General features: G+C 69.3%; 20 protein-coding genes. 19 read left to right on the forward strand and 1 reads right to left on the reverse strand.

Annotation, left to right across the window (positions count from 1 at the left end; all coding sequences use genetic code 11):
• Nucleotides 1–2: 2 nt before the first annotated feature.
• The 13 genes from WC969_13155 (at nt 3) to WC969_13215 (ending at nt 16,436) form a co-directional block, all read left to right on the forward strand.
• The gene (locus WC969_13155; GenBank protein ID MFA6030799.1) at nt 3–1,460 is read left to right on the forward strand and encodes a radical SAM protein; all 1,458 of its coding nucleotides are present in this window, start codon (nt 3–5) and stop codon (nt 1,458–1,460) included.
• Nucleotides 1,461–1,481: 21 nt separating this feature from the next.
• A complete protein-coding gene (locus tag WC969_13160; GenBank protein MFA6030800.1) occupies nt 1,482–2,048 on the forward strand; it encodes a winged helix-turn-helix transcriptional regulator in 567 nt (188 codons plus the stop codon).
• A gap of 4 nt (nt 2,049–2,052) precedes the next feature.
• Nucleotides 2,053–3,036, forward strand: a complete 984-nt coding sequence (locus WC969_13165) for a KpsF/GutQ family sugar-phosphate isomerase (protein ID MFA6030801.1) — start codon at nt 2,053–2,055, stop codon at nt 3,034–3,036.
• On the forward strand, nt 3,036–4,592 hold the full coding sequence (locus WC969_13170; protein ID MFA6030802.1) for a glycosyltransferase family 39 protein: 1,557 nt from the start codon (nt 3,036–3,038) through the stop codon (nt 4,590–4,592). Before WC969_13165 ends, WC969_13170 begins: the two co-directional genes overlap by 1 nt.
• Entirely contained in the window at nt 4,589–5,815 is a 1,227-nt protein-coding gene (locus tag WC969_13175) for an SGNH/GDSL hydrolase family protein (GenBank protein ID MFA6030803.1), read from the forward strand. Before WC969_13170 ends, WC969_13175 begins: the two co-directional genes overlap by 4 nt.
• Before the next feature lie 17 nt (nt 5,816–5,832).
• A complete protein-coding gene (locus tag WC969_13180; protein ID MFA6030804.1) occupies nt 5,833–7,161 on the forward strand; it encodes a hypothetical protein in 1,329 nt (442 codons plus the stop codon).
• On the forward strand, nt 7,143–7,838 hold the full coding sequence (locus WC969_13185) for a glycosyltransferase family 2 protein (GenBank protein MFA6030805.1): 696 nt from the start codon (nt 7,143–7,145) through the stop codon (nt 7,836–7,838). Before WC969_13180 ends, WC969_13185 begins: the two co-directional genes overlap by 19 nt.
• A 27-nt stretch (nt 7,839–7,865) precedes the next feature.
• On the forward strand, nt 7,866–10,019 hold the full coding sequence (locus tag WC969_13190) for a hypothetical protein (protein ID MFA6030806.1): 2,154 nt from the start codon (nt 7,866–7,868) through the stop codon (nt 10,017–10,019).
• A 31-nt stretch (nt 10,020–10,050) separates the two neighbouring features.
• A complete protein-coding gene (locus WC969_13195) occupies nt 10,051–11,229 on the forward strand; it encodes a glycosyltransferase (protein MFA6030807.1) in 1,179 nt (392 codons plus the stop codon).
• 132 nt (nt 11,230–11,361) lie between these two features.
• The gene (locus WC969_13200; GenBank protein MFA6030808.1) at nt 11,362–12,705 is read left to right on the forward strand and encodes an aminopeptidase P family protein; all 1,344 of its coding nucleotides are present in this window, start codon (nt 11,362–11,364) and stop codon (nt 12,703–12,705) included.
• Nucleotides 12,692–14,179, forward strand: a complete 1,488-nt coding sequence (locus WC969_13205; GenBank protein MFA6030809.1) for a sugar transferase — start codon at nt 12,692–12,694, stop codon at nt 14,177–14,179. The genes WC969_13200 and WC969_13205 overlap by 14 nt, the downstream gene beginning before the upstream one ends.
• Nucleotides 14,179–15,321, forward strand: coding sequence for a DegT/DnrJ/EryC1/StrS family aminotransferase (locus WC969_13210; GenBank protein ID MFA6030810.1), 1,143 nt, complete (start codon nt 14,179–14,181; stop codon nt 15,319–15,321). The genes WC969_13205 and WC969_13210 overlap by 1 nt, the downstream gene beginning before the upstream one ends.
• A complete protein-coding gene (locus tag WC969_13215) occupies nt 15,321–16,436 on the forward strand; it encodes a glycosyltransferase (protein MFA6030811.1) in 1,116 nt (371 codons plus the stop codon). Before WC969_13210 ends, WC969_13215 begins: the two co-directional genes overlap by 1 nt.
• A gap of 103 nt (nt 16,437–16,539) precedes the next feature.
• Here the strand turns inward: WC969_13215 and WC969_13220 are convergent, their stop codons facing one another.
• Nucleotides 16,540–18,768 (reverse strand): glycosyltransferase family 39 protein, encoded by a 2,229-nt coding sequence (locus tag WC969_13220; protein MFA6030812.1) that lies wholly within the window; start codon nt 18,766–18,768, stop codon nt 16,540–16,542.
• Between the two features lie 51 nt (nt 18,769–18,819).
• On the opposite strand from WC969_13220, the gene WC969_13225 reads away from it, so the two are divergent.
• From WC969_13225 to WC969_13250, 6 genes are all read left to right on the forward strand, one after another.
• Complete coding sequence (locus WC969_13225; GenBank protein ID MFA6030813.1) at nt 18,820–19,878, forward strand: NDP-sugar synthase; 1,059 nt, start codon at nt 18,820–18,822, stop codon at nt 19,876–19,878.
• A 17-nt stretch (nt 19,879–19,895) separates the two neighbouring features.
• Nucleotides 19,896–21,293, forward strand: a complete 1,398-nt coding sequence (locus WC969_13230; protein ID MFA6030814.1) for a phosphoglucomutase/phosphomannomutase family protein — start codon at nt 19,896–19,898, stop codon at nt 21,291–21,293.
• 252 nt (nt 21,294–21,545) lie between these two features.
• Complete coding sequence (gene metK, locus WC969_13235) at nt 21,546–22,760, forward strand: methionine adenosyltransferase (protein MFA6030815.1); 1,215 nt, start codon at nt 21,546–21,548, stop codon at nt 22,758–22,760.
• 122 nt (nt 22,761–22,882) lie between these two features.
• A complete protein-coding gene (locus WC969_13240) occupies nt 22,883–23,155 on the forward strand; it encodes a hypothetical protein (GenBank protein MFA6030816.1) in 273 nt (90 codons plus the stop codon).
• Between the two features lie 76 nt (nt 23,156–23,231).
• Nucleotides 23,232–24,524 carry a conjugal transfer protein TraF gene (gene traF / locus WC969_13245; protein ID MFA6030817.1) on the forward strand — a complete coding sequence of 431 codons (1,293 nt, stop codon included), beginning with the start codon at nt 23,232–23,234 and terminating at the stop codon, nt 24,522–24,524.
• 1 nt (nt 24,525) lies between these two features.
• Nucleotides 24,526–25,236: a uracil-DNA glycosylase family protein gene (locus WC969_13250; protein MFA6030818.1), complete on the forward strand. Its 711-nt coding sequence runs from the start codon at nt 24,526–24,528 to the stop codon at nt 25,234–25,236.
• Nucleotides 25,237–25,358: the final 122 nt, after the last annotated feature.

The raw sequence follows: 25,358 nt of genomic DNA on the forward strand, positions 1-25,358 counted from the left end.
GCATGAAACCGGGCATCACCCTCATCAACTGCTTCTCGGGCAACCCCGTCCCCCCCGACGCGCCGCCCTACGGCCTCTTGTATGTGGGGAGCGCTCTCAAGCGCGCCGGCTATCCCGTCCGCATCGTCGACCGCCACCTCGATCAAGGCCAGAGCGTCGACGCCCTCTGCCGTTCGCTCCTGAACGGGGACGAGGAACAGCTGTTCGGACTCGGCGGCGTCGCCTCGGCCTACAAGGACGCCCTCGAGATCGCGGTCCGTCTCAAGGAGCTCAAGCCTCGCTGCCGGATCGTCGCCGGCGGCTACATCGGCTCCACCGCCCACCTCCTGCTTCTCAAGGCGCCCATCGACGCCGTCGTCCGGGGCGAAGGGGAGATCACGACCCTCGAACTTCTGGACGCGCTCCTGGAGGGCCGACCGCTCGCGGGGGTCCACGGTCTCATCCATGTCCGGGACGGGACCGTGGTCTCGACACCCGCTCGCCCGCAGATCGCCGATCTCGACGAGATTCCCTTCCCCGACTACTCCTTGGTGGACCTGCCGCGCTACCTCATACCTGCGGCCAAAGCGCCCTATTTCCGGTTCGATCCGCGCGCACGGCGCTATTCCGGCGTCGTCGTCGACCTGAAGACCGCGCGGGGATGCACCCACGCCTGCAGTTTCTGCTATCGCCACATGCGGGGCATGCGGCACCACTCCCCGCGATACGTTTTGAATCACATGAAGCACCTGCAGGAGTTCTGCGGCGCGGATCTCTTCAACATCAGCGACGAGCTGACCATCTCCAGCAAAGAGTGGGTCGACGAGTTCTGCGAACTCAAGAAGCAGGGCGGCCCCGACGTCCTCTTCCGCATCACGTCCGCGCGCGTCGACATCATCACCGAGGACATGCTCGCCAAACTCAAGGACGCCGGGATGGTCGGCGTGAACTTCGGCATCGAATCCGGCAGCCAGCGCATCCTCGACGCCATGCGCAAGCACACGACCGTCGAGCAGAACCTCAACGCCCTGCGCCTCTGCCGCAAGCTCGGCATCCAGACGACCATCCCCCTCGTTGTCGGCCTACCGGAGGAGACTTTCCACAGCATCTTTGAGACCATCCGGTTCCTCATCGCCTGCCCCCACAACCCGACCAACCAGGACAACGAGTACGACGACGCCAACGACATCCGCGTGTTCTCCCCGGTCGCCTTCCCCGGCACGACGATCTACAAGCAGGGACTCAAGAGAGGGGTGATCGGCAACGAGCACGAGTATCTCCTCTCGCTCAACCACAACTTGGTGATGCGGAGCTACAACTTCACCGACTACCCCGATTTCGTGCGCAAGATATGGATCAAGGCCCTCAACATGACCTACAAGGGACTCTACTTCTGGGATGAGGGCGACTACATCGGACTTCTCCGCTTCCTGTGCAAGACGCCGTTCACGCTCCTGAGGATTATGAAGGGCGGATTATGATAGAATGTTCAAAGCGTGAACATGGTCATGAAACCGACCGCAGAATCGCTCGCCGACAAGGAGTTCCACCTCATCCAGGAGATCTCCCGGAACCCCACCTGCACCCAGCGTGACCTCTCCCGCAATCTCGGCCTGTCGCTGGGGATGACCAACCTCCTCATCCAGCGTCTCGCCCGCAAAGGCATCATCAAGGTCACCCAGCTCGACTGGAAGCGCACGCAGTACCTCCTCACGCTCAAGGGCGTGCTGGAGAAGAGCCGCAAGACCTACCGCTACACCCTCTACACCCTGCGCATCTTCCGCCAGATCCAGGAGAACATCACGACCGTGCTCGAGCGGGAGTACCGCTCGGGCCGGAGGGACTTCGTCCTCGTCTCCCAGGACGAGATCCAGGAGCTCCTGCGCGAGGCCATCGCGGGACTCTCCCTTCCCGGGGCGAAGTTCACGCACCTGCAGTCCTACGCCGAGCTCCCGGCGAGCGCGGACCTCGTCCTCACCGCCACCCAGGAGCCGCCGCCCGCGCCCGAGAACGGCCGCCGCTACCTGAGCCTCGTGGACTTCGACCACATCGATTTCCGCATCCCCTGACCCCGTGGCGACCCGAAAACCCCTCGACGTGAAAGCCGAGATCCGCAGAGTCCTCTCCCTCGAGGCAAAGGCCCTGTCCGTCGTGCGCTCGGCCGTGGACTCCTCTTATGCGAAGGCCGTCCAGAAGATGCTCCGCTGCCGCGGGAAGGTCATCGTGACCGGCGTGGGCAAGTCCGGCCTCATCGCCCAGAAGATCGCCGCGACCCTGGCCTCGACCGGGACCCCGGCCGTCCACCTGGACCCCGCTGAAGCCACGCACGGGAGCGTGGGCCTGGTCCAGCGCCACGACCTCGTGCTCGCGATCGGGAAGTCCGGCGAGTCCGACGAGCTCAACGGCCTGCTCCCGCGCCTGCGCGCGGTCGGAGCGGGGATCATCGCCCTGACCGCGGACCCCCGCTCCACGCTCGCCCGCCACGCCGCACTCGTGTTGCTCATCCCCGTCGAGCAGGAAGCCTGCCCCCTCAACCTCGCCCCGACCTGCAGCACGACCGCCGCCCTGGCCGTCGGCGACGCGCTCGCCGTCGCGCTCATGAAGCTGCGCAACTTCAAGGCCGACCAGTTCGCGCGCAACCACCCGGCCGGACAGCTCGGGAAGCGGCTGACTCTCACGGTCTCCGACGTCATGCGCTCGGGAAAGGGCAACCCGACCGTCCGCGAGGGGACGACCGTCTCCCGCATGCTCGTCGAGATGACGCGACAGCACGCCGGGGCCGTCTCCGTCGTGGACGCGCGCGGCCGGCTCAAGGGGCTCATCACCGACTACGACATCCGCCGGGTCCTCGAGGCGGGCCAGAGCCTCCAGGCGCTCACCCTGCAGCTCATCATGAACCCGAAGCCCACCACGATCCGCCCCGACGCCCTGGCCGCCCGCGCGGTCGAGGTCATGGAGCTCCGCAAGCACCCCTTCAACGTCCTGCCCGTCGTCGACCGCCGCGGCCGCGCGGTCGGCATGCTCCAGATCCACGACCTGCGCGCACGCGGGCTCTAATGCCGCCGCGGCGGGCCTCCGCCCTCATCATCCTGGCGTTCGCCGCGGCGCAGTGGGCGTACATCCGCGCGGACCTCGCCTTCCCCACCTTCGACGACGCCTGGTACCTCGAGGAGAGCTTCCGCCTGCTCGATTCACTGCGCACAGGCGCGTTCGAGTTCGCGCGGACCTGGGCGGGCCTCTTCCGCTTCAAGGCGCCCCTCATCGCCCTCCTCCCCCTGCCCTTCTACGCGCTCTTCGGACGGACGCTCGACGCCGCACTGCTCGTAAACGTCCTGGCGACGCTCGTGCTCGGCGCCGCGGTCTTCCGCCTGGCCTCCCGCCTCTACGGCGGACGCTCGGGGGTCTTCGCCGTCGCCGTCCTCTTCACCTTCCCGCTCCTCTACGGACTCTCGCGCAGGTACTACGTCGAGTACGCCCTCGCCGCCGCCGTGAGCGCCTGGGTCTGCCTCCTCGAGGAATCCGACGGACTGCGCAAGCCGGCGCAGACCCTCGCGCTCGGGGTCCTGCTGGGCCTCGGACTCCTGCTCAAGATTACCTTCCCGCTCTACGTCCTCGGCCCCGCCCTCCTGCTGACATGGCGGGAGCGCCGGAGCTGGGACGAGGAGCGCCGGCGTGCGCTCCTGCTCCGGGTCCTCGCGCCCGCCGCGCTCATCGCCGCGAGCTGGTACGCCTTCAACTGGCCGTTCATCGCCGGCTTCGCCTGGCGAGCGAGCTTCGGGAGCCTCGCCCGGCAGTACACGAGCGCCGCTCCGCTGACGCAGATCCTCGACTCGATCCTCTCCCGCTGGTACGGCCTCCTCCTCATCGCGGCGCTCGCGCACTGGGGCTCTCGTCTGAAGGCCGCGGCCGCGCGGAAGGGAGCGCCGCCCGCGACCGACGGGCTCCTGCCGGTCGTCTGGCTCCTCCCCCCTCTGCTGGTGGTCCTCGCCGCCGTCAACAGGGACATCCGCTATTTCGCCCCGGCCCTGCCGGCGGCCGCGCTGCTCATCGCCGGTGAACTCGACCTCCGCCTGCCCAGGGGCCTGCCGGGCGCGCTCGTCTTCGCGTTCCTCCTGGCGCCGCCGCTCGACATGTTCGCGGCGCAGACGCTCGGACGTTCCTTCTTCTTGGAGAGGAGCCCCGCCGCCTACAACGGTCCACCCGCGCCCGAACCGCTCTGGGGGCAGGAGCGCTTCGCCGCCTGGGTCGCCGACCATCCGCCGGGCCGCACGGGCGTCGTCGTCGTCGCCCTCGAGCATCCCGCTCTCAACGCGAACAACCTCTCCTATGCCGCGGCGAAGAACGGCTGGCCGCTGCGCTTCATCAGCCTCGGCTACGCCCAGGACTCGGCGGAGAAGGCCCTCATCCACATGCGCGAGCGCGGGGTCGACCGGGCGGTCTTCATCGAAGGGCTGCCGGATGCCGAGGTCCTGGCTTCTCTGAACCGCGTCAACGCGGAGACCCGCGCCCTCCTGGACGCCGGGAGGCTCGGCTTCAAGCGGACGGATTCCTTCGAACTCTACCCGGGAGTCCGCAGCGTCCTCTATTCGCGCACGCCCGGAGCGGGCTCGTGAGCCGCACACGCTCGCTCGTCCTCCTCTCCTTCGGGGCCGCGTTCTTCGCAGCAGTCCTGCTCGCGCTGTACCTGCTCGGAGAGCTCCTCTTCCCCCTCCTGCTGCCGCGCTTTAACCATCGCCTGCGCTGGCGCCTCGACTACCCCCAGACGATCCTGGCTCAGAGCACGAAGAGAGCGCTCGCCCCCCGCGACTACATCGCCATCGCGGGGGACTCGTACGCGGTGGGCCTCGGAGACGAATGGGAGACCGTGGACAAGTCCGGCCGCCGCCCCTTCGCCTCAATGGCCATCCTCCATGAAGGGACGGGACGCGACGTGCTCACCTTCGGCTACGGCGGAGCGGGCAGCCTCACGGGCTTCGTCGCAGCCCCCATCGCCATGTTCGGGCAGCTCGGGAGGACGCTCTTCTACCGGCTCCCGGAGCCCTCCGTCGTCCTCGCGTATGTCTACGAAGGGAACGACTTCGAGGACAATCTCCGTGAATCGAAGAACTACCAGGACGCGGCGTACTTCGACCCCCCGCCGGGGGGAGAGGACGAGGCCGCCTTGGCGCTCAGAGCGGCGGTCGCGGCCCGGCACCCGCTCATCCTCGAGCACCGCTGCGGCGTCCTCGGCGCCAACCTCTTCTTCGGCCGCTTCCTGCTCTCCTCGGCGCGCAAGGCGCTCGAGATCCTCTCCTCGCGGCCGCAGCCGCCGCTCCCCCCGACCCACAGCCGCGGCGTCCCGACGCACAACGACGTCCTCGTCGGGGGCCGGCTCGTCCGGATTCCCGGCCGCCTCCAGGGCCCGGCGCCCGAACTCTCGCACAAAGAGACCGTCCGGGGCCTCCTCGTGCTGCAGGGGGCCCTGCGCGCCCTGCGCGCGGGTTTCCCGAAAGCGCGCATCCTCGTCGTCTACATCCCTTCCGTGCTCTCCTGCTACCGCCTCGCTCCCGGAGACGCCGACGTCGAGAACCTCCGGACGGACCGGGACCGCTTCCCTAGCCGGGGATTCCCCGCGCGCAGCGACGAGCTCGTATCGGGCGTTCGGAGCGTCTGCCGGCGGCTCGGCCTGGATTTCGTCGACACGCGGCCCACCGTGCGCGCTGCGGCGGAGAGGATGCTCGTGCACGGCCCCGCGGACTGGCGCCACTTCAACCGCTACGGCTATCTCGCGATGACGCGGCCGATCCTCGATCGACTGCGGGACGCCTCGGCCTCTTCCTCCTCCGGCGAAAAATAATGGATACTTCAAGGACTATGGCGTGCTTCCGGAGTCCCCTGCTCCTCATCGTCTTCGCGGCGTTCGCGCTGCGCTGCGCGGCCGCCATCGTCACCGAGAAGTCCCCCATCTTCCCCGCCTATTACTATACGGACGCGCAGATGTACGACCGGGACGCTCGCCGACTCCTACGCCCGCTTACAGCCGACGAGGTCAAGCTCGGAATCCTCGCGCCGGGACGCGAACTCTACACGAACTGGATCGCCGCGCTCTATCGCGTCTTCACGCCGGTCCCGCTCGTCCCGAAGCTCTTCAACGCCCTGCTGGCTTCGCTGGCCATCCTGCTCTTCGGCCTGCTCGCGCGCTTCGCGGTGGGAGGACGCGCCGCGCTGCTCGCGACCCTGCTGCTGGCCCTCTGGCCCACCCATGTCTTCTACTCCTCCCAGAACCTCAAAGAAGCCTGGATGGCCCTCGCCGTCGTCGCCGCCGTATATTTCTATCTCCGCCCCCTGTCCCCGTCCGCGCGAGGGGGCGTCCCGTCCTCCTGCGGGCAGTACGCGCTCGCCTCGGCGTCCCTCGTGCTCTGCGGCCTGCTGCGGGGACATCTGATCCCCATCCTGTCCGCGGCCCTCTTCGCCGCCGCGCTTCTGCGCGGCTGGGAGCGCCGCGGGACTCCCGGAGGCTGGAGGCTGCCCGCCCTGGCGGCGGTGTTCATCGCCGCGACCTTCATCACCTACCGCCCCCTCTCCACCCGGATCGTGAAGCCGCTCTCCGCATCGGACCTCAAGTACGACGCCTACTTCCTCAAGGTCGCCACCCCGCCCTCCGACGCCGTGAGCCCGCCGCAAGCGAGCCCGCCGCCGGCCGTCGGGCTCCGGCTCCCGGGTCCGCGCTGGATCAGCGATTTCCGCCGCCTCAGCCAGGACCATGACCGCGAATGGGCGAACAACAACATGGAGAGGAAGATCGAGACGCAGCTCTTCCCCGACGCGACGTTCAACACGTGGAGAGACCTCCTCTTCTTCGCGCCCAAAGCCGCGTTCTACTCGCTCTTCATGCCGCTTCCCGGACTCTACCCGATGGACGGCAAGCTCGGGAGGATCCTCGCCTCCATGGAGAATGTCCTCGCCCTCCTCCTCTTCTTCTTCGCGCTCGCCGGCCTGCGCCGTGGCTTCGACCGCGCCGTCGGCTTCCCCCTGCTCGCGCTCTTCTCCTCCATCTGGCTCGCCTACTCCATCTTCGAGTTCGACCTGGGCTCCGCGACGCGCCACCGAATGCTCTACCTCCCGTTCCTCCTCCCCTTCGCCGCCGCCGGGCTGGACCCGATCCTCTGCCGATGGAGCCGCCGATGGCGATCCCTAGACTGAGCGTCCTGATCCCCGTCTACAACGAGGAGGCGACCGTCGCGGAGCTCGTCCGCCGCGTGCGCGCGGTCGAGCTTCCCCTCGAGAAGGAGATCGTCGCCGTCGACGACGCCTCGACCGACGGCACCCCTGCGGTCCTCGCGGGCCTCGCCGGCCCCGACCTCGTGCTCGTGCGCCACGACCGCAATCGCGGCAAAGGCGCCGCCGTGCGCACCGCGGCCGACCGCGCGAGCGGCGACCTGCTCCTGGTCCAGGACGCCGACCTCGAGTACGACCCCCGCGACTACGCGCGCCTCCTCGAGCCCCTCCTCGACGGCCGCGCCGACGTGGTCTACGGCTCGCGCTTCCTCGGCGGGCCCCATCGCGTCCTCTTCTTCTGGCACTACGCCGCCAACCTGTTCTTCACCTTCCTGACCGACATCCTCTACAACGTGAATCTCAGCGACATGGGGGTCTGCTACAAGGTCTTCCGCGCGGACATCCTCCGGGGATTCCGGCTGCGCGAGGACGGCTTCGGCTTCGAGCCTGAGGTCACGGCGAAGGTCTGCAAGCGCAAGCTGCGCCTCTACGAAGTCCCCATCTCCTACAGCGGCCGCACCTACTCCGAGGGCAAGAAGATCTCCTGGCGCGACGGCTTCGTCTACCTCTGGTGCCTGCTGCGCTATCGCGTCATGGACTGACGCGCCGAAGTCGGTCCCCACGCCACGATGAACTCCACGCCCGCCGCCGCGACCCGCCGCAGAATCCTCGGAGTCTCCCTCGGCCTGCTCGCCGCCTATCTGCTCTTCCAGTCCCTTGAGCTCCGCTTCTTCATCGCGCATGAAAGCCGGCCTCCGGGCTGGGACCAGGCGAACCACCTCGACGTCTCCCTGCAGTACTTCCGTGCGCTGAAAGACGGGGACTGGATGTTGCCTTGGATCATCGAACCCAAGCACTATATCCCGCCATTCCCACCGCTCTATCACCTCGCGCTCTCCTGGACTTATGGGACATCGAATCCAGCGGGCAACGCCCTGTGGATCAACGGGATATATCTGCTCTTTCTCTGCCTCGCCATCTCCGGATTATCCTGGGAGGAAAAGAAGGACGAACGGAGCGTAGCGGTCGCCATCGCTTTCGCATGCTCCCCGATCGTCCAATTACTGCTGCATGAACAACTCATCGACCTCCCTTTGAGCACGTGCACGGCTACGGCGTATTGGGCCTGGTATCGCAGCGAGAACTTCACTCGCCGGATGCCCTCCATCCTGTTCGGCCTCGCAGTCGCCATGGGGATGCTCCACAAGTGGAGCTTCGCCACCTACCTGCTCCCGGCCTTCATCACGGCGATACTCGCGGCAAGGCGGCCGGGATCACGAGCCAATGTCCTCGCCGCCCTCCTCCCGATCTGTGCGTTCGCCTTGCCATGGTACGCCGTCCGTATCCCTCTCATACTGCAACGACTCATCCAGGCATCCGCCGATTATGCCGTCCCTTTCTGGCGTAGGGGCGCGTTCATCCAATACCTGTTCCAGTTCCCGGAAGAACTCGGGGCCTTCTTTTCCGTCTGCTCCCTGTGCGCCCTCTTCCTGCCCCATCGGGACTCTCGTGCGCGAGTACTGGCGCTAAGCGTACTCGTCTCCTACGTCTTCTGGAGCGTCGTCCCAAACCGGCAGACGCGCTACCTCCTGCCCGGCCTCACGCTGCTCCCCGTGTTCATCGCCTGGACCATCCCCCGCCGACTGCTGTGGACGCTGGCGCTGCTCCAGTTCGCAGGTGCGATGAACCGCACTTTCCCCGTCGTCGGCCCATTCGACGTGCACCTCCCGGGAACACGTTATACGACCTTCGATAATTTTCAGTCCTTCAAGCGCCACGTGCCGCGTTCGGAGGACTGGAAGCTCGCGGAGATGTTGCGCCGCTGCGAGGGAGGCGGCCTCTCGGTCATCGCCAATCACCGGAATCTCAACAACCTGAACCTCATCTGGACCGCGCGACAGCTGGGCCTGCCGACCCGCATCCAGGCGGCTCAGAACAAGCTCTGGGACCTGGAGCCCTGCGTCCTCCTCAAGCGCGGCGACCTTGGACCGCCCCTGAAGGTCGACGGCCTCGCCGAGGCGCGCGCGGCCGTCCTGCGCCCGGACGGCGCTTTCGCGCGCGCGTTCGCCGAGGCCGGACGCTGGCCGCTGCCGGACGGAGACGAAGCCGTCCTCTACCGCGCGCGGGAGAGCCTGCCGCGCCCCTTCCCGGGGAGCGCCGTCTCCGCCCCGAACTGGACGACGCCGCTCTTCTCCCTGAGAGACGTGCGCCTGCGCGTATCCCGCTGGGACGCCCGCCGCGGCGTCTACGGGGAAGCGGACGTCCGGGCCCGCGAGGCCGTCCTGCCCGGAGGGGTCCCGCTTTCCGGCATCGCGCTCGAGCTCCGCGACGCGCGCCTGCTCCCCGAGGGAGACCCGTCCCGTCCGGACGGGCTCCGACTCGCCGGGCTCGGAGGACTGCGAGTGCTCGCCGCGACCCTGGAGGAGGGCTCGCTCCGTCGCGCGCTCGCCGCCCGCGGAGTCCGCATCGACGCGCTCGCGATCGACGACGGCATCCGGCTCGCCGGCGTCTATCGCCGCATCCCCTTCTCCACCGTGACGGAGCTGGAGTGCGGACCCTCCCCCACCGGCGGCGCCGCGTTCAGGACGCGGCTGCTCGCGCTGCGCGTAGCCGGGATCCCGGTGCCCCTGTTCGGCGGGGTCACCCTGCTCGAAGCCTCCTCCTTGGAGGGGACGACCCGCGTCAGCACACCCCTCTGGGCGCGGCTGGAGCGCGACTTCCCCTTCGCCCTCGCGCCGTTCTCCTGCGAGGTCCGCGGAGGCCGCGTGCGCCTGTCGAATTGACAATGTCCCGTCAATCCGCGACGATATGCGGGTGAACCCTCGGAAGACGCGCATCCTGCAGGTCCTCGAGTGCGGCGGCCCCGGAGGGACCGGCAACCAGGTCTCGGCCATCGTCCGCGGCCTCGACCCGGACCGATTCGAGACGACTCTCGTCTACAACGTGCGGCCGGGCGCCTCGGCGGAGGAGTTCGAGCGCCAGGCGGCCGGTCCGTCGCGTAAGGAAGACGAACGGCGCGACGGACACGCCGCACTCGCGAGTGCGGCAGGCGCCTGCACCTGCATCCGCGTCCCCGAGATGGTCCGGGAGATCTCCCCGCGCGAGGACCTCTCCGCCTTGCTGCGGCTGCGCGCGATCTTCCGCGAACGGCGCCCGGATGTCGTGCACGCCCACTCCTCGAAGGCCGGCTACCTCGCCCGCGCCGCCGGCCTCCTCGCCGGCGTCCCCCGCGTCCTCTACTCCCCGCGCGGCTACTCGTTCCTCCAGCTCGACCGCTCCCCCGCCAGCCGCCGCCTCTACCGGACGCTGGAGGCCTCGGTCGCCTGGATCGGGGAGATCGTCGCCTGCTCCCCCAGCGAGGCCCGCTACGCACGCTCGCTCGGGACGGCCCGACGGGTCCGGGTCGTGCGCGACGCCTATCTCGGGCAGCTGCCTCCGGAGCGCCCCCCCCGGGGAAGCGGCACCCCCTGGAGGATCTGCGCCGCGGGCCGCCTCAGCCCGCCGAAGAACCCCGAGGCCTTCGTGCGCCTGGCGGCGCGCCTGGCCGCGCTGCGCCCCGACGTCCGCTGCCTCTGGATCGGGGATGGCGAGCTCGCCCCCCGCGTCCGGGCGCTCGCCGCGGAGCTCGGCCTCGGGGAGAAGTTCGAACTGACCGGCTGGCTGCCCCATGCGGACGCCCTGGGACGCATCCAGCACTGCGACGTCTTCGTCCACTACTCGGGCTGGGAGGGCCTCCCCAACGCCGTGCTCGACGCCTTCGCCTGCGGGCTCCCCGTCGTCGCCTCCGACATCCCCGGCAACCGGGACCTCGTCCGCTCCGGGGAGAACGGCTGGATCGCCAAAGACGAGGAGCTCCTCTTCGAGCGCGTCCGCGAACTCCTGGAGACCCCGGACCGGCGCTCCGAGCTCGGTCGCCGCGGCCGCACGCTCATCGAGAAGGAGTTCCACGTCTCCCGCCTCATCGCCGAGCTCTCCAGGGTGTATACCGAGTAGGTCCCTTTTCCTTACTGTCTCCCCCCTCGGGGGAGACACAGAGGGGGGCAGAATTGCCGTTGTAACGACAATCTGCCCCCTCCCCCTGCCCCCTCCCGAAAGGGATGGGCAGTAAGGTTGTATAATCCTCATATGAACATGCACGCCGAGCACCGCCGCAAGCTCATGGCCCGCCTCCCGGACGGCCTCATCCTGGTCTCGGGGAACGGCGAGGTCCCCCGCAACCACGACGTCAACTTCGTCTTCCGCCAGAACTCCAATTTCCTGTACCTGACCGGCGTCGAGGAGGCGGACTTCCACGTCCTCCTGGACCCCCGCCGCAGGACGAGCACCCTCTTCATCGCCCGCATCGACGCCACCCACAAGGTCTGGCTGGGCTACGTGCCCGGCCCGGCCGAGTGCCGCCGCCTCTACGGCTTCGACCGCGTCGCCTACGCCGACGAGCTCCCCGCGCACTTCCGCCGCGCCCGCAAGGGTTATCGCCGGTTCTACGCGAACCCGGCGGCGGCGAAGACGCACGCGAAGCTCGCCCCGTTCGCGAAGAAGGACGTCGAGACCCTCCTCGACGCGCTCTGGGAACTGCGCACCCTCAAGGACGCCGGCGAGCTCCGCCTCATCCGCGAGGCCGGGGTCGTCAGCGCGGCGGCGCACCGCCTGCTCATGGAGCGCGTGCGGCCCGGCATGCGCGAGTACGAGGCCCAGGCCCTCTTCGAGGGCGAGTGCATGCGCCGCGGCCTCCGGCACCTGGCCTTCCCCTCCATCATCGCCGCCGGCGCCAACGGCGCGGTGCTCCATTACGTCCGCAACGACGCCCTCCTGCGCGCGGGCCAGCTCCTCCTCGTCGACGCGGCGGCGGAGAAGCACGGCTACGCCTCGGATGTCACCCGGACCTTCCCGGTGGGCCGGCGCTTCAGTCCCGTCCAGCGCGAGGTCTACTCCATCGTGCTCGAGACGCAGAAGGCGGTCATCGAGCGCCTGCGCCCCGGGGTGAACTCCGCGGACCTCCAGGTCCTCACGATGCGCCGCCTCGCCGAAGGGCTCAAGGGCATGGGCATCCTCAAGGGCGACGTCGACGGACTCGTCCAGAGCGAGGCCGTCCGCCTCTTCTACCCGCACGGGATCGGCCACCTCATGGGCCTCGACGTCCACGACGGCTCCGGCGGGAAGAAGCGCGTGCTCCCCAACCCGACGAAGATACCCATCCGCTTCGTCGCGAAGCTCGAGGCGGGCTTCGTGATGACGGTCGAGCCGGGCATCTACTTCATCGAGGCGCTCCTCAACGACCCGAAGCTGCGCTCGAAGCACCGCAAGTCCGTGGACTTCGCGCGGGCCTGCCGCCTCCTCGACTTCGGCGGCGTGCGCATCGAGGACGACATCCTCGTGAGCGCCCGCGGCCCCGTGAACCTCACCGACCTGAAGGTCTGTCCGAAGGAGATCCCCGCCATCGAGGAGCTGCGCCGCCGTGCCCTCGCCTGAGGCCGTGGACGCCCCGCGCACCGCGGGTCCGGCCGCCCCCGGGACTCCGGGGCACTCCCCTGCGGGAGGTCTCCCGCGCTGGCTCCGCCACCTCCTGACCGGAGGACTGCACCTGGCCTTCGACGGCGGCGCGGTCGTCCTGGCCTACCTGGCCGCATACTCCGTGCGCTTCCATTCCGAGTGGTGGACCTCCCGCTTCGTCATCGTCGGAGGGCTCCCCGGCTGGGAGCTCTACGAGCGCCTGCTCTGGGCCGTCGTACCCCTCTGGCTGGCCGTCTTCTTCTACTCGGCGCGGCTCTACACGCGCCCCTGGATGGGCGCCTCGGACCGCTTCCTGCGGATCTTGAAAGGCGCCGCCCTCGGCACGCTCGCGACCCTGGCCGCGACCTACATCTTCTCGCGCCTCGAGTACTCCCGGCTGATGATCCTCCTCGCCGGGCCCGCCGCCGCGGGGCTCGTCTGCTTCTCCCAGTTCCTCGTGCTGGAACTCGACGGACTCCTCGCCCGCTTCGAGCGCACCTCCCCCTTGCTGATCGTCGGCGGCGGGCGGGTCGTGGACCTCCTGCGCGCAAACCTGCTCGAGCGCCACCCCGGCCTGCGCATCGTCGAATGCGCGGGCGTCCCGGGCGCCGGGGAACTCCTCGCCCTCGCGGCGCGGACCGGCGCGGCGTCGGTCGTCCTGGCGCGCAGCGAACACTCGCGCAAGGAGATCCTCGAGCTCGCCGAAGCCTGCGAGTCCGCGGGCCTCGAGTTCACCATGCTTCCCGACCTCCTCGAGCTGCGCCTCGGCGAGGTCCAGATGGACGACTCCCTCGGCCTGCCGGCCTACCGCCTCCAGCACACCTCCCTGACGAGGGCGAACTTCCTCTCCAAGCGCGTCTTCGACACCCTCTTCGCCCTCGCGGTCTTCACGGTCTTCGGACTCCCCCTGCTGCTGATCGCGCTCCTCATCCGCCTCGACTCGAAGGGACCCGCCCTCTACAAGCAGAAGCGCATCGGTCTCAAGAACAGGACCTTCGACGCCTTCAAATTCCGCACGATGGTCGTCGACGCCGAGAAGTCGCTCGACGCGGTGCGCGGCCTCAACGCCCAGACCGGCGGCTTCTTCAAGGCCAAGAGCGACCCGCGCGTCACGCGCGTGGGCCGCTGGCTGCGCCGCTTCTCGCTCGACGAGTTCCCCCAGTTCATCAACGTCCTGCGCGGGGAGATGAGCGTCGTGGGCCCACGCCCCCTGGCGGTGAACACCGGGGAGATCGAGGAGCTCGTCAAGAACTTCGGCACGACCGCCCGCAAGCGGCTGAACACCCTGCCGGGCATCACCGGCCTCTGGCAGGTCTCCGGACGCTCGGACATCAGCGCCGAGCAGCGTTTCGCGCTCGACATGTACTACATCGAACACTGGTCCCTGGGACTGGACCTTGAGATCATCCTCAAGACCGTCCCGGCTATGATCTCCGCACGAGGAGCCTACTGATGAACAAGCCCGCCGCCGCCGTGAAGCCGGGGAAGGTCCCCCTGATGGACTTCAAGCAGCAGTACTCCGACCTGCGCGAGGAACTCCTCGCCGCGGCGACGCGCGTCATGGACTCGGGCATGGTCATCAACGGCCCGGAGGTCAAGGCGTTCGAGACCGAGTTCGCGGCGGCGATGGGCGCCCCGCACTGCGTCGGCTGCTCCAACGGCACCGACGCCATCGAGCTCGCCCTGAAGGCCTGCGGCGTCGGCCCCGGCGACGAGGTCGCGGTCCCCGCCTTCACCTTCATCGCCACGGCCACGGCGGTATCCTCCATCGGCGCGAAGCCGGTCTTCATCGACATCGAGCCCCGGAACTTCACGATCGACCCCGCGGCCCTCGAGCGCGCGCTGACCCCGCGCATGAAGGCCGTGGTCCCCGTCCACCTCTTCGGCTTCCCGGCCGACATGGACGCCGTCCTCGCGGTCGCGCGCAAGGGAGGTCTGCGCGTCGTCGAGGACTGCGCGCAGGCCCACGGCTGCCTCTACAAGGGCAAGCCCGTCGGCACGATGGGAGACATCGGGACCTTCAGCTTCTACCCCTCGAAGAACATGGGCGCCCTCGGCGACGCCGGCGCGGTCGTCACCCGCGACGCGAAGCTCGCCGAGACCTGCACCGTCCTGCGCGACGCGGGCCGGGCGAAGGGCGAGCGCTACCTGCACGCCCTGCCGGGCCGCAACGCCCGGCTCGACGAACTGCAGGCCGCCTTCCTGCGCATCAAGCTCCGCCGCCTCGCGGCCTGGAACGAGAAGCGCTCGAAGATCGCCGCGCTCTACCGCCGCGAGCTCAAGGGGCTGCCGGTGACCCCCCCGACGGAGGACGCCGCGGGGACGAGGCACGTCTACCACCTCTTCGTCGCGCGCGCCCAGAAGCGCGACGCGCTCCTCGAGGCCCTGACGAAGGCCGAGGTCGGCTGCGCGGTCTACTACCCGGTCGCGCTCCACATGCAGCCGGCCTTCAAGGACCTGGGCCGGCGGGAAGGGGACTTCCCCGTCTCCGAGCAGGCCTGCCGCGAGGCGATCGCGCTGCCGATGTACCCTGATCTCTCCGAAGAGAGCGCTCTGCGGGTGACCTCGGAGATCAGGAAGTTCTACAAGGCGTGATGAGGCGCGTCCTCTTCGTCTCCACCTCCACCACGGTCGGCGGGGCCGAGAAGACGCTCTACACGCTGGCGACGCTGCTGCCCCCTTCGCGCTTCAAGGTCGTCGGCGTCGTCTCGCTCAAGGCCCCCGGGCGCTACGGAGAGCTCCTGCGCTCCGAAGGCATCCCGGTCGATACGCTCGACTGGCCGCAGAACGGACGCGCCCGGCTGCGCGACGTCGCCCGACTGGCCGCCCTCATCCGCGCCCGCCGCCCCGACATCGTGCACGCGGTGATGTACCAGGCGATGCAGCTCTGCCGGGCGGTGCGCCGCTTCGGCTACGGGGACTTCAAGCTGCTGACCTCTCCGAGGGTCCATTACCGGACGCGCGACGAGGTCTCGCTCCTCGTGGACCGGCTGCTCAAAGGCTCCGACGACCTGCTCGTCGCGGAGTCGGAGTCCACCCGCCGCCACCTCGTCGAAAAGCTGGGCTACAAGCCCGAGAAGGTCCTGCGCGTCTACAACGGCACGGACCTCGCCGGCTGCACCCCCTCGAGCGCGGACCGCTCGCGCCTGCGCGCCGAGCTCGGCGTCGCCGAACACGAGCCGCTGCTCGGCGCCGTCGGGCGGCTCGACCCCCAGAAAGGGCACGTCTTCCTCATCGAGGCGGTGGCGAAGCTGCGCGCGATCCACCCCGTCAAGTGCGTGCTGCTGGGGGACGGCCCCCTGCGCTCGGCGCTCCAGGACAAGGTGCGCCAGCTCGGACTCGAGGACGCGGTCTTCCTCCCGGGCGAGAAGTCCGAGCTCCCCCGCTGGCTCTCGGCCCTCGACATCTTCGTCCAGCCCTCGCTCTGGGAAGGACTTCCCAACGCGCTGCTCGAGGCGATGGCGCTCGGACTCCCCGTCGTCGCGACCCGCGTCGACGGCATCCCCGAGATCGTCCGACACGACGTGACGGGCCTGCTCTGCGACCCCAAGTCCTCTCAGGCCCTCATCACCCCGCTCGGAGACCTCTGCTCCGACGACGCCCTGCGCCGGCGCCTGGGCACGGCCGCGCGGACGCTGATGTTCGAGAACTTCAAGGTCTCGGACATGCTCGACAACTACGAGAAGGCCTACTCCCGGATACTCGACTGAGTCCCCTTCGGGGACTCCGTCGCTTCCGCTTCTCTCATAGGATGGGTGACTGGACCAAGCCCCGGGAAATCCCCGCAGGGATTTCCTGACGGTCGGGAAGCCCCTATCGGGGATTCCCGATGAGGAGGCGGCCGCCGTCGAGGCGGAGTCCGGCCAGGGAGAGCTCGAAGGGAAGCTCAGGGTCGGGCGCGAAGGAGCGCGTGAAGCGCGCGTGCCGTCCGAGGAGGGCGGTCGGGACCGGGATGCCCGCGACGCTCAGGCGTTCGAGCGCGAAGGAGACCGAGCGCCCGTCCGGCGCGAGCGCGGCGCGGACCGCGGCGGAGACGACGGCGTTGCGGACCCGGAAGGCCGCCTGGAGCAGTCCGCCCTCGATGTCCGCCTGCACGGGCCCGGCGCCGCGCGAGCGCTCCGAGATGAAGGCCGCGAGCGCGTCGGCGCCGACCGCCGCACGCAGCAGGGACAGGCGGTCGAGCCGCAGGAAGCGGACGTCGAGCGGGAGACCGTTGGTCCCCATCCGGACGGTCCGGGAGTCGCTCCCCGCCTCCGCCGCCGGGATGAGGACGAGCCCCTCGAGGACGGCGTCGAAGTCCCGGACGAGGAGCCCGCGCACGACGAGCTCCTCCGCTCGGACCCGGACGCGCGGGTAGAGCCCGCGCGCGGGGTCGAAGTCGCCCAGCTCGACGCGCAGGTCCCGCGCGCTGACGCTCCCTTCCTCGAAGTAGTCGAAGCGCAGGACCTTCTCGGCCAGCGGCGGCCGCGCGAAGCGCCGCTGCTGGAAGAGGACCGCCTCGCTGCCGTCCGGGAGCGGGAAGCGCCGCAGCTCCCTCCAGCCCGACCCGAACCAGCCCGCGGGAGAGAGCATGAAGTCGCGCACCGCCGGCAGCTGGCCCGTGACCGCGTCGGGCCCGAGGGAGCCGGTCTTCAGCACCACGAACTCCGCGAACTCGCAGAGGCGGCGATTGACGCCGCGGACGGCGAGCGTGCGCAGCCCCTCGCGGCGCAGGACCCAGGTGAAGGTCGGGCAGTTGAAGAACGGATGGTTGCCGACGACGACGACGTTCGCTCCGGGGCGCGAGGCGTCGCGCGCGGCGGCGGCGGTCCGCAGGATGTCCCGGAGCTTCCAGTCCTCGGCGTAGGGCTTCCAGCGCGTGAAGACCTCGACGGGGACGGGGCCCTCGAGCGACATCCGGGGAAGGAAGCCCCGCGGATAGTTCGCGGCGATGAGCAGCTGGACGGCGCAGAGCGCGCCGAGCAGCCAGCGCGGCCAGAGCGTCGCGCAGAAGATCGCGAAGGGGGCGAGTCCCGGGAGCAGGAAGCGGAGCTGCCGGTTCGGGACCACGGTCCAGAACACGACGGAGAACGCCAGCCAGGCGAGCAGAGGTCCCTTGTCCTTCGCGTTCTTCGCGGCCGTGGGGACGAACACCGCGATGAGGCCGAGGAGGAGCAGCGGGAGGTTGAAGCCCTCCATGAGCATGGACGGGTAGACGAAGAGAGCGCCCGGCCTCGAGAGCGGGATGGCCCCGTCGGCGCTGGCCTCGAAGAGCCGCGGGATGAGGGTCGGCCACTGGTCGAGGTACCAGGGCAGGACGAGGGCCAGGAAGAGGGCGGCGCTCAGGAGCAGGTTCCGCCGCGCGCGCGGCTCCGTCAGCGCCGGAAGCGCCAACGCGGCCGCGGGCAGCAGGTAGGAGAACGCGCTCCACTTCGTGAGCATCGCCGCGGCGCAGGCGACGGCGAAGAGCAGCGACGGCGCCAGACGCGCGAAGTCCTCCGCGGACAGGAACGCCCACCAGGCCGCCGCGACCCAGGCGGTCAGCGGCAGGTCGATGAGCTGGGTCCGCAGCATCTCCTGGACGACGGGCGTGCAGGCGAAGAGCAGTGCGCCCGCGAGCGCGCGCCAGGGGCCGCTGAGGCGATAGCCGATCCCCCAGAGCGCCAGCATGAGCAGCCCCAGATGCAGCCAGTTCGCCCAGAGCGCCCGGTTCGCGTCGGCCCCCCCGCCGAACGGCTGGATGGAAAGATGGTAGAGGGGAGGGAAGGGCGGCATCCCGGGCTTGGGCTTCTGCCGGAGGAAGTCGCGCAGGCGCCCGTGCGCGAGCGCGTCGCGCAGGTCGAGGGCGGTCTCGAGCTGAACGGACTGGTCCCATGCCGGCGGGCGGTCCTGGAGGCGGCCCCACTCGGAGAGCTCCCGGCCGAAGACGGCGAAGAGGGCCGCGAGGCAGAGCAGGGAGCCCGCGAGAGCCCAGCGCGGGCCGCCGCCCTTGCGGGCGACCGGCCGCGAGAGGGTCGGCTCCGGCCCGGCCTCGAAGGGACTCGTCCGCGGTGGCCTTTCCATGCGGGTGCGATTATATGTTTTTTGATACAATCCGCCCCTGTCCAATAAACGATGAAAGCGCTCATCCTCACCGGCGGACAGGGCACGCGGCTACGGCCGTTCACGTGCTCGACCCCGAAGCCCCTGCTGCCGGTCGTCAACGTCCCCTTCCTGCACCACCCGCTGGCGCTGCTGCGCCGCCACGGGGTGCGCGAGGTGACGCTCGCGACGGCCTACCGCCCGGGAGCGTTCCGCCGCGCCTTCGGCGACGGCCGCCGCCTGGGCCTGCGCATCCGCTACTCCTTCGAGAAGGAGCCGCTGGGGACCGGCGGCGCCGTGCGCAACGCCTGCGCGGGGACCCGCGGGACCCTGCTCGTCCTCAACGGGGACGTCCTGCACGACATGGACTTCGGCGCATTCCTGCGCTTCCATCGCGCGCGCGGCTCCGAGGCCTCCATCGCGCTGACGCCGGTCAAGGACCCCACCCTTTACGGTCTCGTCGAGACCGACGCGCGCGGGCGCATCCGCCGCTTCCTGGAGAAGCCCTCCCCCGACGAGATCTCCACCAATACGATCAACGCGGGGGCCTACCTCTTCGAGCCCTCCGTGCTCGAGCGCATCCCGCCGGGCGTCTATTCCCTCGAGCGGGGACTCTTCCCCGGCCTGCTCGCCGCGAAGCGGCCCTTCTACGCATGGGTGAGCCCGGGCTACTGGCTCGACATCGGCACCGTCGAGAAGTACCTCCAGGCCCATCTCGACGCGCTCGCCGGCCTCACCCCCCTGCACCGCCCGGAGCTGCGGCGCAAGGGCGCGTTCCTGCTCGAGCCCGGCGTCCGCCTCGGCGCGGACGCCGCCCACGACGGGGAAGGCCGCGTGCTGATCGGGCGCGGCGCGCGCGTGGCGCCGGGAGTCCGGTTCACGGGCTCGGTCTGTCTCGGCCCCCGCTGCGTCGTGGGCCGCGGGGCCGCGCTCGAGGACTGCGTGCTCCTCGCCGGCGCCCGCGTCGGGGAAGGCGCGCGGCTTTCGCGCTGCGTGGTGGGACAGGGCTGCCGCGTGGGCCCGCGCTCGACCCTCGGTCCGGGCCGGGCGCTCGGAGACGGTTCGACGACGACGGAGCATTCGGCCCTATAGGCCGAGGAGACGCGACAATGGACATCCGATTCGGCACCGACGGCTGGCGCGGCATGATGGCGCGCGATTTCACGCACGACCGGGTGCGCCGCGTGGCGCAGGCGGTCGCGGACTTCCTCAAGACCAAGCCCCCGAAGACGAAGTCCAAGCACACGGTGCTCGTGGGCTACGACCGCCGCTTCATGTCGGAGGCCTTCGCCGAGGAGATCGCCCGCGTCATGGACGCCAACGGCCACTCCGCGATCCTGATGGCCGACACCCTTCCCACCCCGGCGGTCAGCTTCCTGACCCAGAAGCTCAAGGCCTTCGGCGTCGTCGTCACGGCCAGCCACAACCCTCCGGCCTACAACGGGATCAAGCTCAAGCTCGAGGGCCGCGCCGCCTCCGAGGCCGTGACCACCGAGGTCGAGAGCTTCCTCGACCGCGCGGCCCCCGTGCGCGGCGGCCAGCCCGTGAAGAAGTCCTACCGCAAGGAATACCTCGACTTCCTGCGCGCCAAGGCGAACCCCGCGGCCTTCCTGGGACGCCTGAGCGGGACCGTGGTCGTCGACTACATGCACGGCTCCGCGGGCGGCCTCCTCGGCGAGCTCGCCAAAGGGAACAAGAAGATCGTCGAGATCCGCTCCGAACGCGACCCCCTGTTCGGAGGGGTCAACCCCGAGCCCATCGAGAAGAACCTCGCGGCGCTGCGCGAGCGCATCCTCAAGGAGAAGGCACTCGTGGGCCTCGCGCTCGACGGAGACGGAGACCGCGTCGCCGTCCTCGACGAGAAGGGGCGCTACCTCACCCCCTGCCAGCTCTTCCCGATGCTCATCGAGTACCTCGTCGGGGTCCGGGGCCTGAAAGGCAAGATCGTGCAGTCGGTCTCACTCGGCTACCTCGGCGCGCGCGTGGCGAAGGCGCACAATCTGCCCTTCGAGGAGCTGCCGGTCGGCTTCAAGCACGTCGCCGAACGCCTCGCCTCCGGCCAGGCCGTCATCGGCGGCGAGGAGTCGGGCGGCTACGCCTGGAAGGGCTGTCCCCCCGAGCGCGACGGGATGCTCACCGCGCTCCTCGTCCTCGAGATGCTCGTCAAACGCCGCAAGAAGCCCTCCGAGCTCTGGGCCGAGATCGAGAAGGCCCACGGGGCCTCGGACTTCAAGCGCGTGGACTTCCACGTCAGCAAGGCGGTCGCCGACAAGGCGATCTTCGCGGCCAAGGTGCAGAAGAAGCTTCCGCAGAAGATCGCCGGCAGCCCCATCAAGGGCGTCCTGACGCTCGACGGCGTCAAGGTCGTCCTCGAGGGCGACCACTGGGTGCTCATGCGCCCCTCGGGCACCGAGCCGCTCATCCGCACCTACGCGGAGACGGACTCCCCCAAGCGGACGCAGATCCTGCTCGACTCGGCTGCGAAATGGGTGCACGGCCACATCTGAGGCCGCCCGACTTTCCTACCCTCCCCTTCCCTCGGGAAGGGGGCAGGGGATAGGGAGGACTTAGCAGAGAGAAGGCCCGCGAAAGCGGGCCTTCTCCATTTACGAACTTCGACCAGCGGAATCCCCCCTTCCCGCAGGAAGGGGAGATAGGGAAAAACGACCCCTGTATCGTCGAGACTTCCACTAGAATTTGTATAATGTCTTGTTCCCAGCCCTATGGGCCGGGACGTATCCCATAGGAGGATCAAGCACATGCAGCGACACGGCCGATACTTTTTCACCTCGGAGTCCGTCACCGAGGGGCACCCCGACAAGGTCTGCGACCAGCTCTCGGACGCGGTCCTCGACACCATCCTGAAAGAGGACCCGACGGCTCGCGTCGCCTGCGAGAGCTTCTGCACCCGCGGCCTCGTCGTCGTCGGCGGTGAGATCACCACGAAGAGCTTCGTCGACGTCGACGCCCTCGTCCGCCAGGTCATCGCCGACATCGGCTACAACGACCTGCGCTTCGGCTTCGAGGCCTCGACCATCGGCGTCCTCAACGGGATCGGCCGGCAGTCCCCCGACATCGCCCAGGGCGTGGACACCGGCGGCGCCGGCGACCAGGGCATGATGTTCGGCTACGCCAACCGCGAGACCCCCGAGCTGATGCCGCTGCCGATCATGCTCGCGCACAAGCTCACCCGCCGCCTCTCCGACGTGCGCCGCTCCAAGGAGTTGCCCTACCTCGGGCCCGACGGCAAGAGCCAAGTCACGGTGGAATACCTCGACGGCCGCCCGCTGCGCGTCGAGACCGTCGTCCTCTCGACCCAGCACGACGAGAGCATCCTCGACAAGACCGGCAAGAAGATCACCGAGAAGGCGCGCAGGGAGATCATCGAGACCGTCTGCCGCCCGGTGCTCGGAAAGCGCCTCGTCGACGACAAGACGCGCTTCTACATCAACCCGACCGGGAAGTTCGTGGTCGGCGGACCGGTCTCCGACACCGGCGTCACCGGCCGCAAGATCATCGTCGACACCTACGGCGGCTGGGCGCCCCACGGCGGCGGCGCCTTCTCCGGCAAGGACCCGACGAAGGTCGACCGCTCGGCCTGCTACATGGCCCGCTACATCGCCAAGAACGTGGTCGCGGCCGGGCTCGCCGAGGAGTGCACGGTCCAGCTCGCCTACGCCATCGGCGTGGCGGAGCCCGTCGGCCTCTACATCAACACCCACGGCACCTCGGTCATCGAGGAGCGCCGCATCGAGGGCCTTATCCGGCGCAACTTCCTGCTGACGCCGAAGGGCATCATCTCCTCGCTGAAGCTCCGCCGGCCCATCTACCGGCAGACGGCGTCGTTCGGCCACTTCGGCCGCACGGAGCCGGGCTTCACCTGGGAGGTCGCCGACAAGGCCCAGGCGCTGCGCGACGACGCCGGACTGGCCGCTCGGGCCAAGGCGGCCCGCAGAGCAGCCGCGCTGGTCTAACCCGAAGGGACGCCCCGCGGGAATTCCCGCGGGGCGTCTTTTTTTGGTAGCCTGAGATTCGTCGCCGCCGTTTGTCTTGAACCCGCGGAATCCCGCAGGGATTCCGCGCCCGGAGGAGAACCATGGAACGGATCGAACCGACGCGCGCTCTCGCCCTCAAAGTCTGGTGGGCCTTCATGTGGCGGGCCGTGGTCTTCGCGCTGCTGGCCGGCTTCGTCATCGGCATCGCCTTCGGCCTTTTCTCCGCGGTGTTCGGCCTCAAGCCCGAGACCATCGGCGGCTTCGCCGGACTCCTCGGCCTCGTCCTCGGCATCGGCGTCTCCATCGAAGTCATGTTCCGCGTCCTGCGCAAGAAGTTCGACGGCTTCGAGCTCGCGCTCCTCAAGAGCGAGTGATCGGAAATCCGCCGCGCGGGTTTCCGATTCCGTCTCGTCGGAAACGCACCCAAAAGGGCTAAAAGAGGTCATGGACATGCACAAGTTCAAATCGCCGGCGATCGCGCTCATCTTCTCTCTCGTCGCCATCGCGCCAGCGATGGCGACACCCTGGCACGACTTCGGCCCTCGAGCCATGAGCATGGGCGGCGCCGGCGTCGCCATCGCGCAGGGCCCCGACGCGGTCTTCTACAACCCCGCGGCGCTGAGCCACCTCGACAACGCCTCGGGCTTCGCGGTCAACGTCGGAGCGCGCGGCGAGTTCACCGGCTCGGTGATCCAGGGAGCCAACGACCTCAACAAGCTCAACGACTCCTGCTCGAAGCTCGACGCCGCGAACTGCACGACGGCGAAGATCAACGAGGCCTTCGACCACCTCGGGCAGGCGGGCAACGGCGCGCAGGTGGACGTCGCCGGCGCCATGACCTTCAAGTTCAAGCGCCTCGCCTTCTTCGCACTCAATGAGACCTACCTCGGGGCCTCGCCCGAGCTCGACCGGACCGTCGGCGTCCTAGGCAGCGAGCTGACCAATAACCAATCCAAGCTGGTCCTGCGCGGAGGCATGTTCAACGAGTTCGGTGTGGGCTACGGCCGCGAGCTCGGCGAGACCGGCCTCATCCTCGGCGGGAACCTGAAGCTCATCTCCGGCAAGGTCGGCTATCACGAGCTGCGCGTCGTCGCCGAGGACTCGGACTCCATCGACAAGTTCAAGGACGACGCGAAGACGAGCCTCCAGCCGGCCGCCGACCTCGGAGTCCTCTGGGACGTGAAGAAGACCTTCGAGGGCGCCCTCGGGCGGCCGAAGCTCGGCCTCGTCGCGCGCAACATCAACAACCCGACCTTCAAGCAGCCCGACGCGGCGAGGACCTCGGGGGAGAGGGACCGCTTCTCCCTGCACGGGCAGATGCGCGCCGGCGCGTCGATCTCGCCCTTCAACTTCTGGCACCTGGCGGCCGACATGGACCTCACCGAGAACGTGAGCTACATCGACGGCTATAAGTCGCGCTACATGGGCCTGGGCACCGAGGTGAACGTCTTCAACCGCAGCTGGATCAACATCCCTCTGCGCGCGGGCCTCAAGAAGAACCTCTCGGACACCGCCTCCGGCCTCGCCTACACCGCGGGCTTCGGCCTCAACCTCGCGCACGTCATGATCGACGTGGGCGGCCAGATGAGCGCCAAGACGACGACGCTCCAATCCGAGCGGGAGTCGAAGAAGATCCCCAACAACTTCGCCGGCGGCGTCCGCATCGCCGTGCTCTTCGGCGGCGGCGAGAAGGCCAAGCCGCTGGCGGCCGAGGAAGTCGCCCCGAGCGCCAAGCCGGAGTAGGATGACGCCCGTCGAAACGGCCCGCGAGCTCTCACGGGAGCTCGCGGGCCTTCGCTTCTCCCCCCCGGTCGCCTTCGTCTACGACCCGCTCCAGTACGCCCGCGGCGTGCACGAGGCCTACCTCGAGCGCTACGGGACCGCCCCGCGCGAGGTCCTCCTGCTCGGGATGAACCCCGGCCCGTGGGGCATGGCGCAGACCGGCGTCCCCTTCGGGGAAGTGCGCACGTCCCGCGATTGGCTGGGGCTGGAAGGGCCGGTCGGCCGCCCCCCGCGGGAGCATCCCAAGCGCCCGGTGCTGGGCTTCGCCTGCCGGCGCAGCGAGGTGAGCGGCGCGCGGCTCTGGGGCTGGGCGCGCGAGCGCTTCGGGACCCCCGCGGCGTTCTTCCGCCGCTTCGTCGTCCTCAACTACTGCCCCCTCCTTTTCCTCGAGGACGGGGGGAAGAACCTCACCCCCGACAAGCTCCCCGCCGCCGAGCGCGCCCCCCTGCTCGCGGCCTGCGACCGCGCGCTGCGCCGACTGGCGGAGCACTACCGCCCGCGCCTCGTCGTCGGGATCGGCGCCTTCGCCGAAGCCAGCGCGCGCCGCGCGCTCGAAGGCCTGGACCTGCGCCTGGGGACGGTCCTGCATCCGAGCCCCGCCAGCCCCATGGCCAACCGCGGCTGGGCACAGCAAGCCGAGCGCCAACTGAAGGCGCTCGGCTTGGACCTCTAGGAGTCCGTCCGAGTAATAGCGTGCGTTTTGGGGGCCCAGCTTCGGATTGGATGCAAGGAGCGACGAGCGAGCATAGCTGAAGCTATGTGAGCGAGGAGCGACGCCGCAGACGGCCGAAGATG

The sequence above is a fragment of the Elusimicrobiota bacterium genome (genome assembly GCA_041660925.1).
In the GTDB taxonomy this organism is placed as follows: domain Bacteria; phylum Elusimicrobiota; class Elusimicrobia; order UBA1565; family UBA1565; genus JBAZUV01.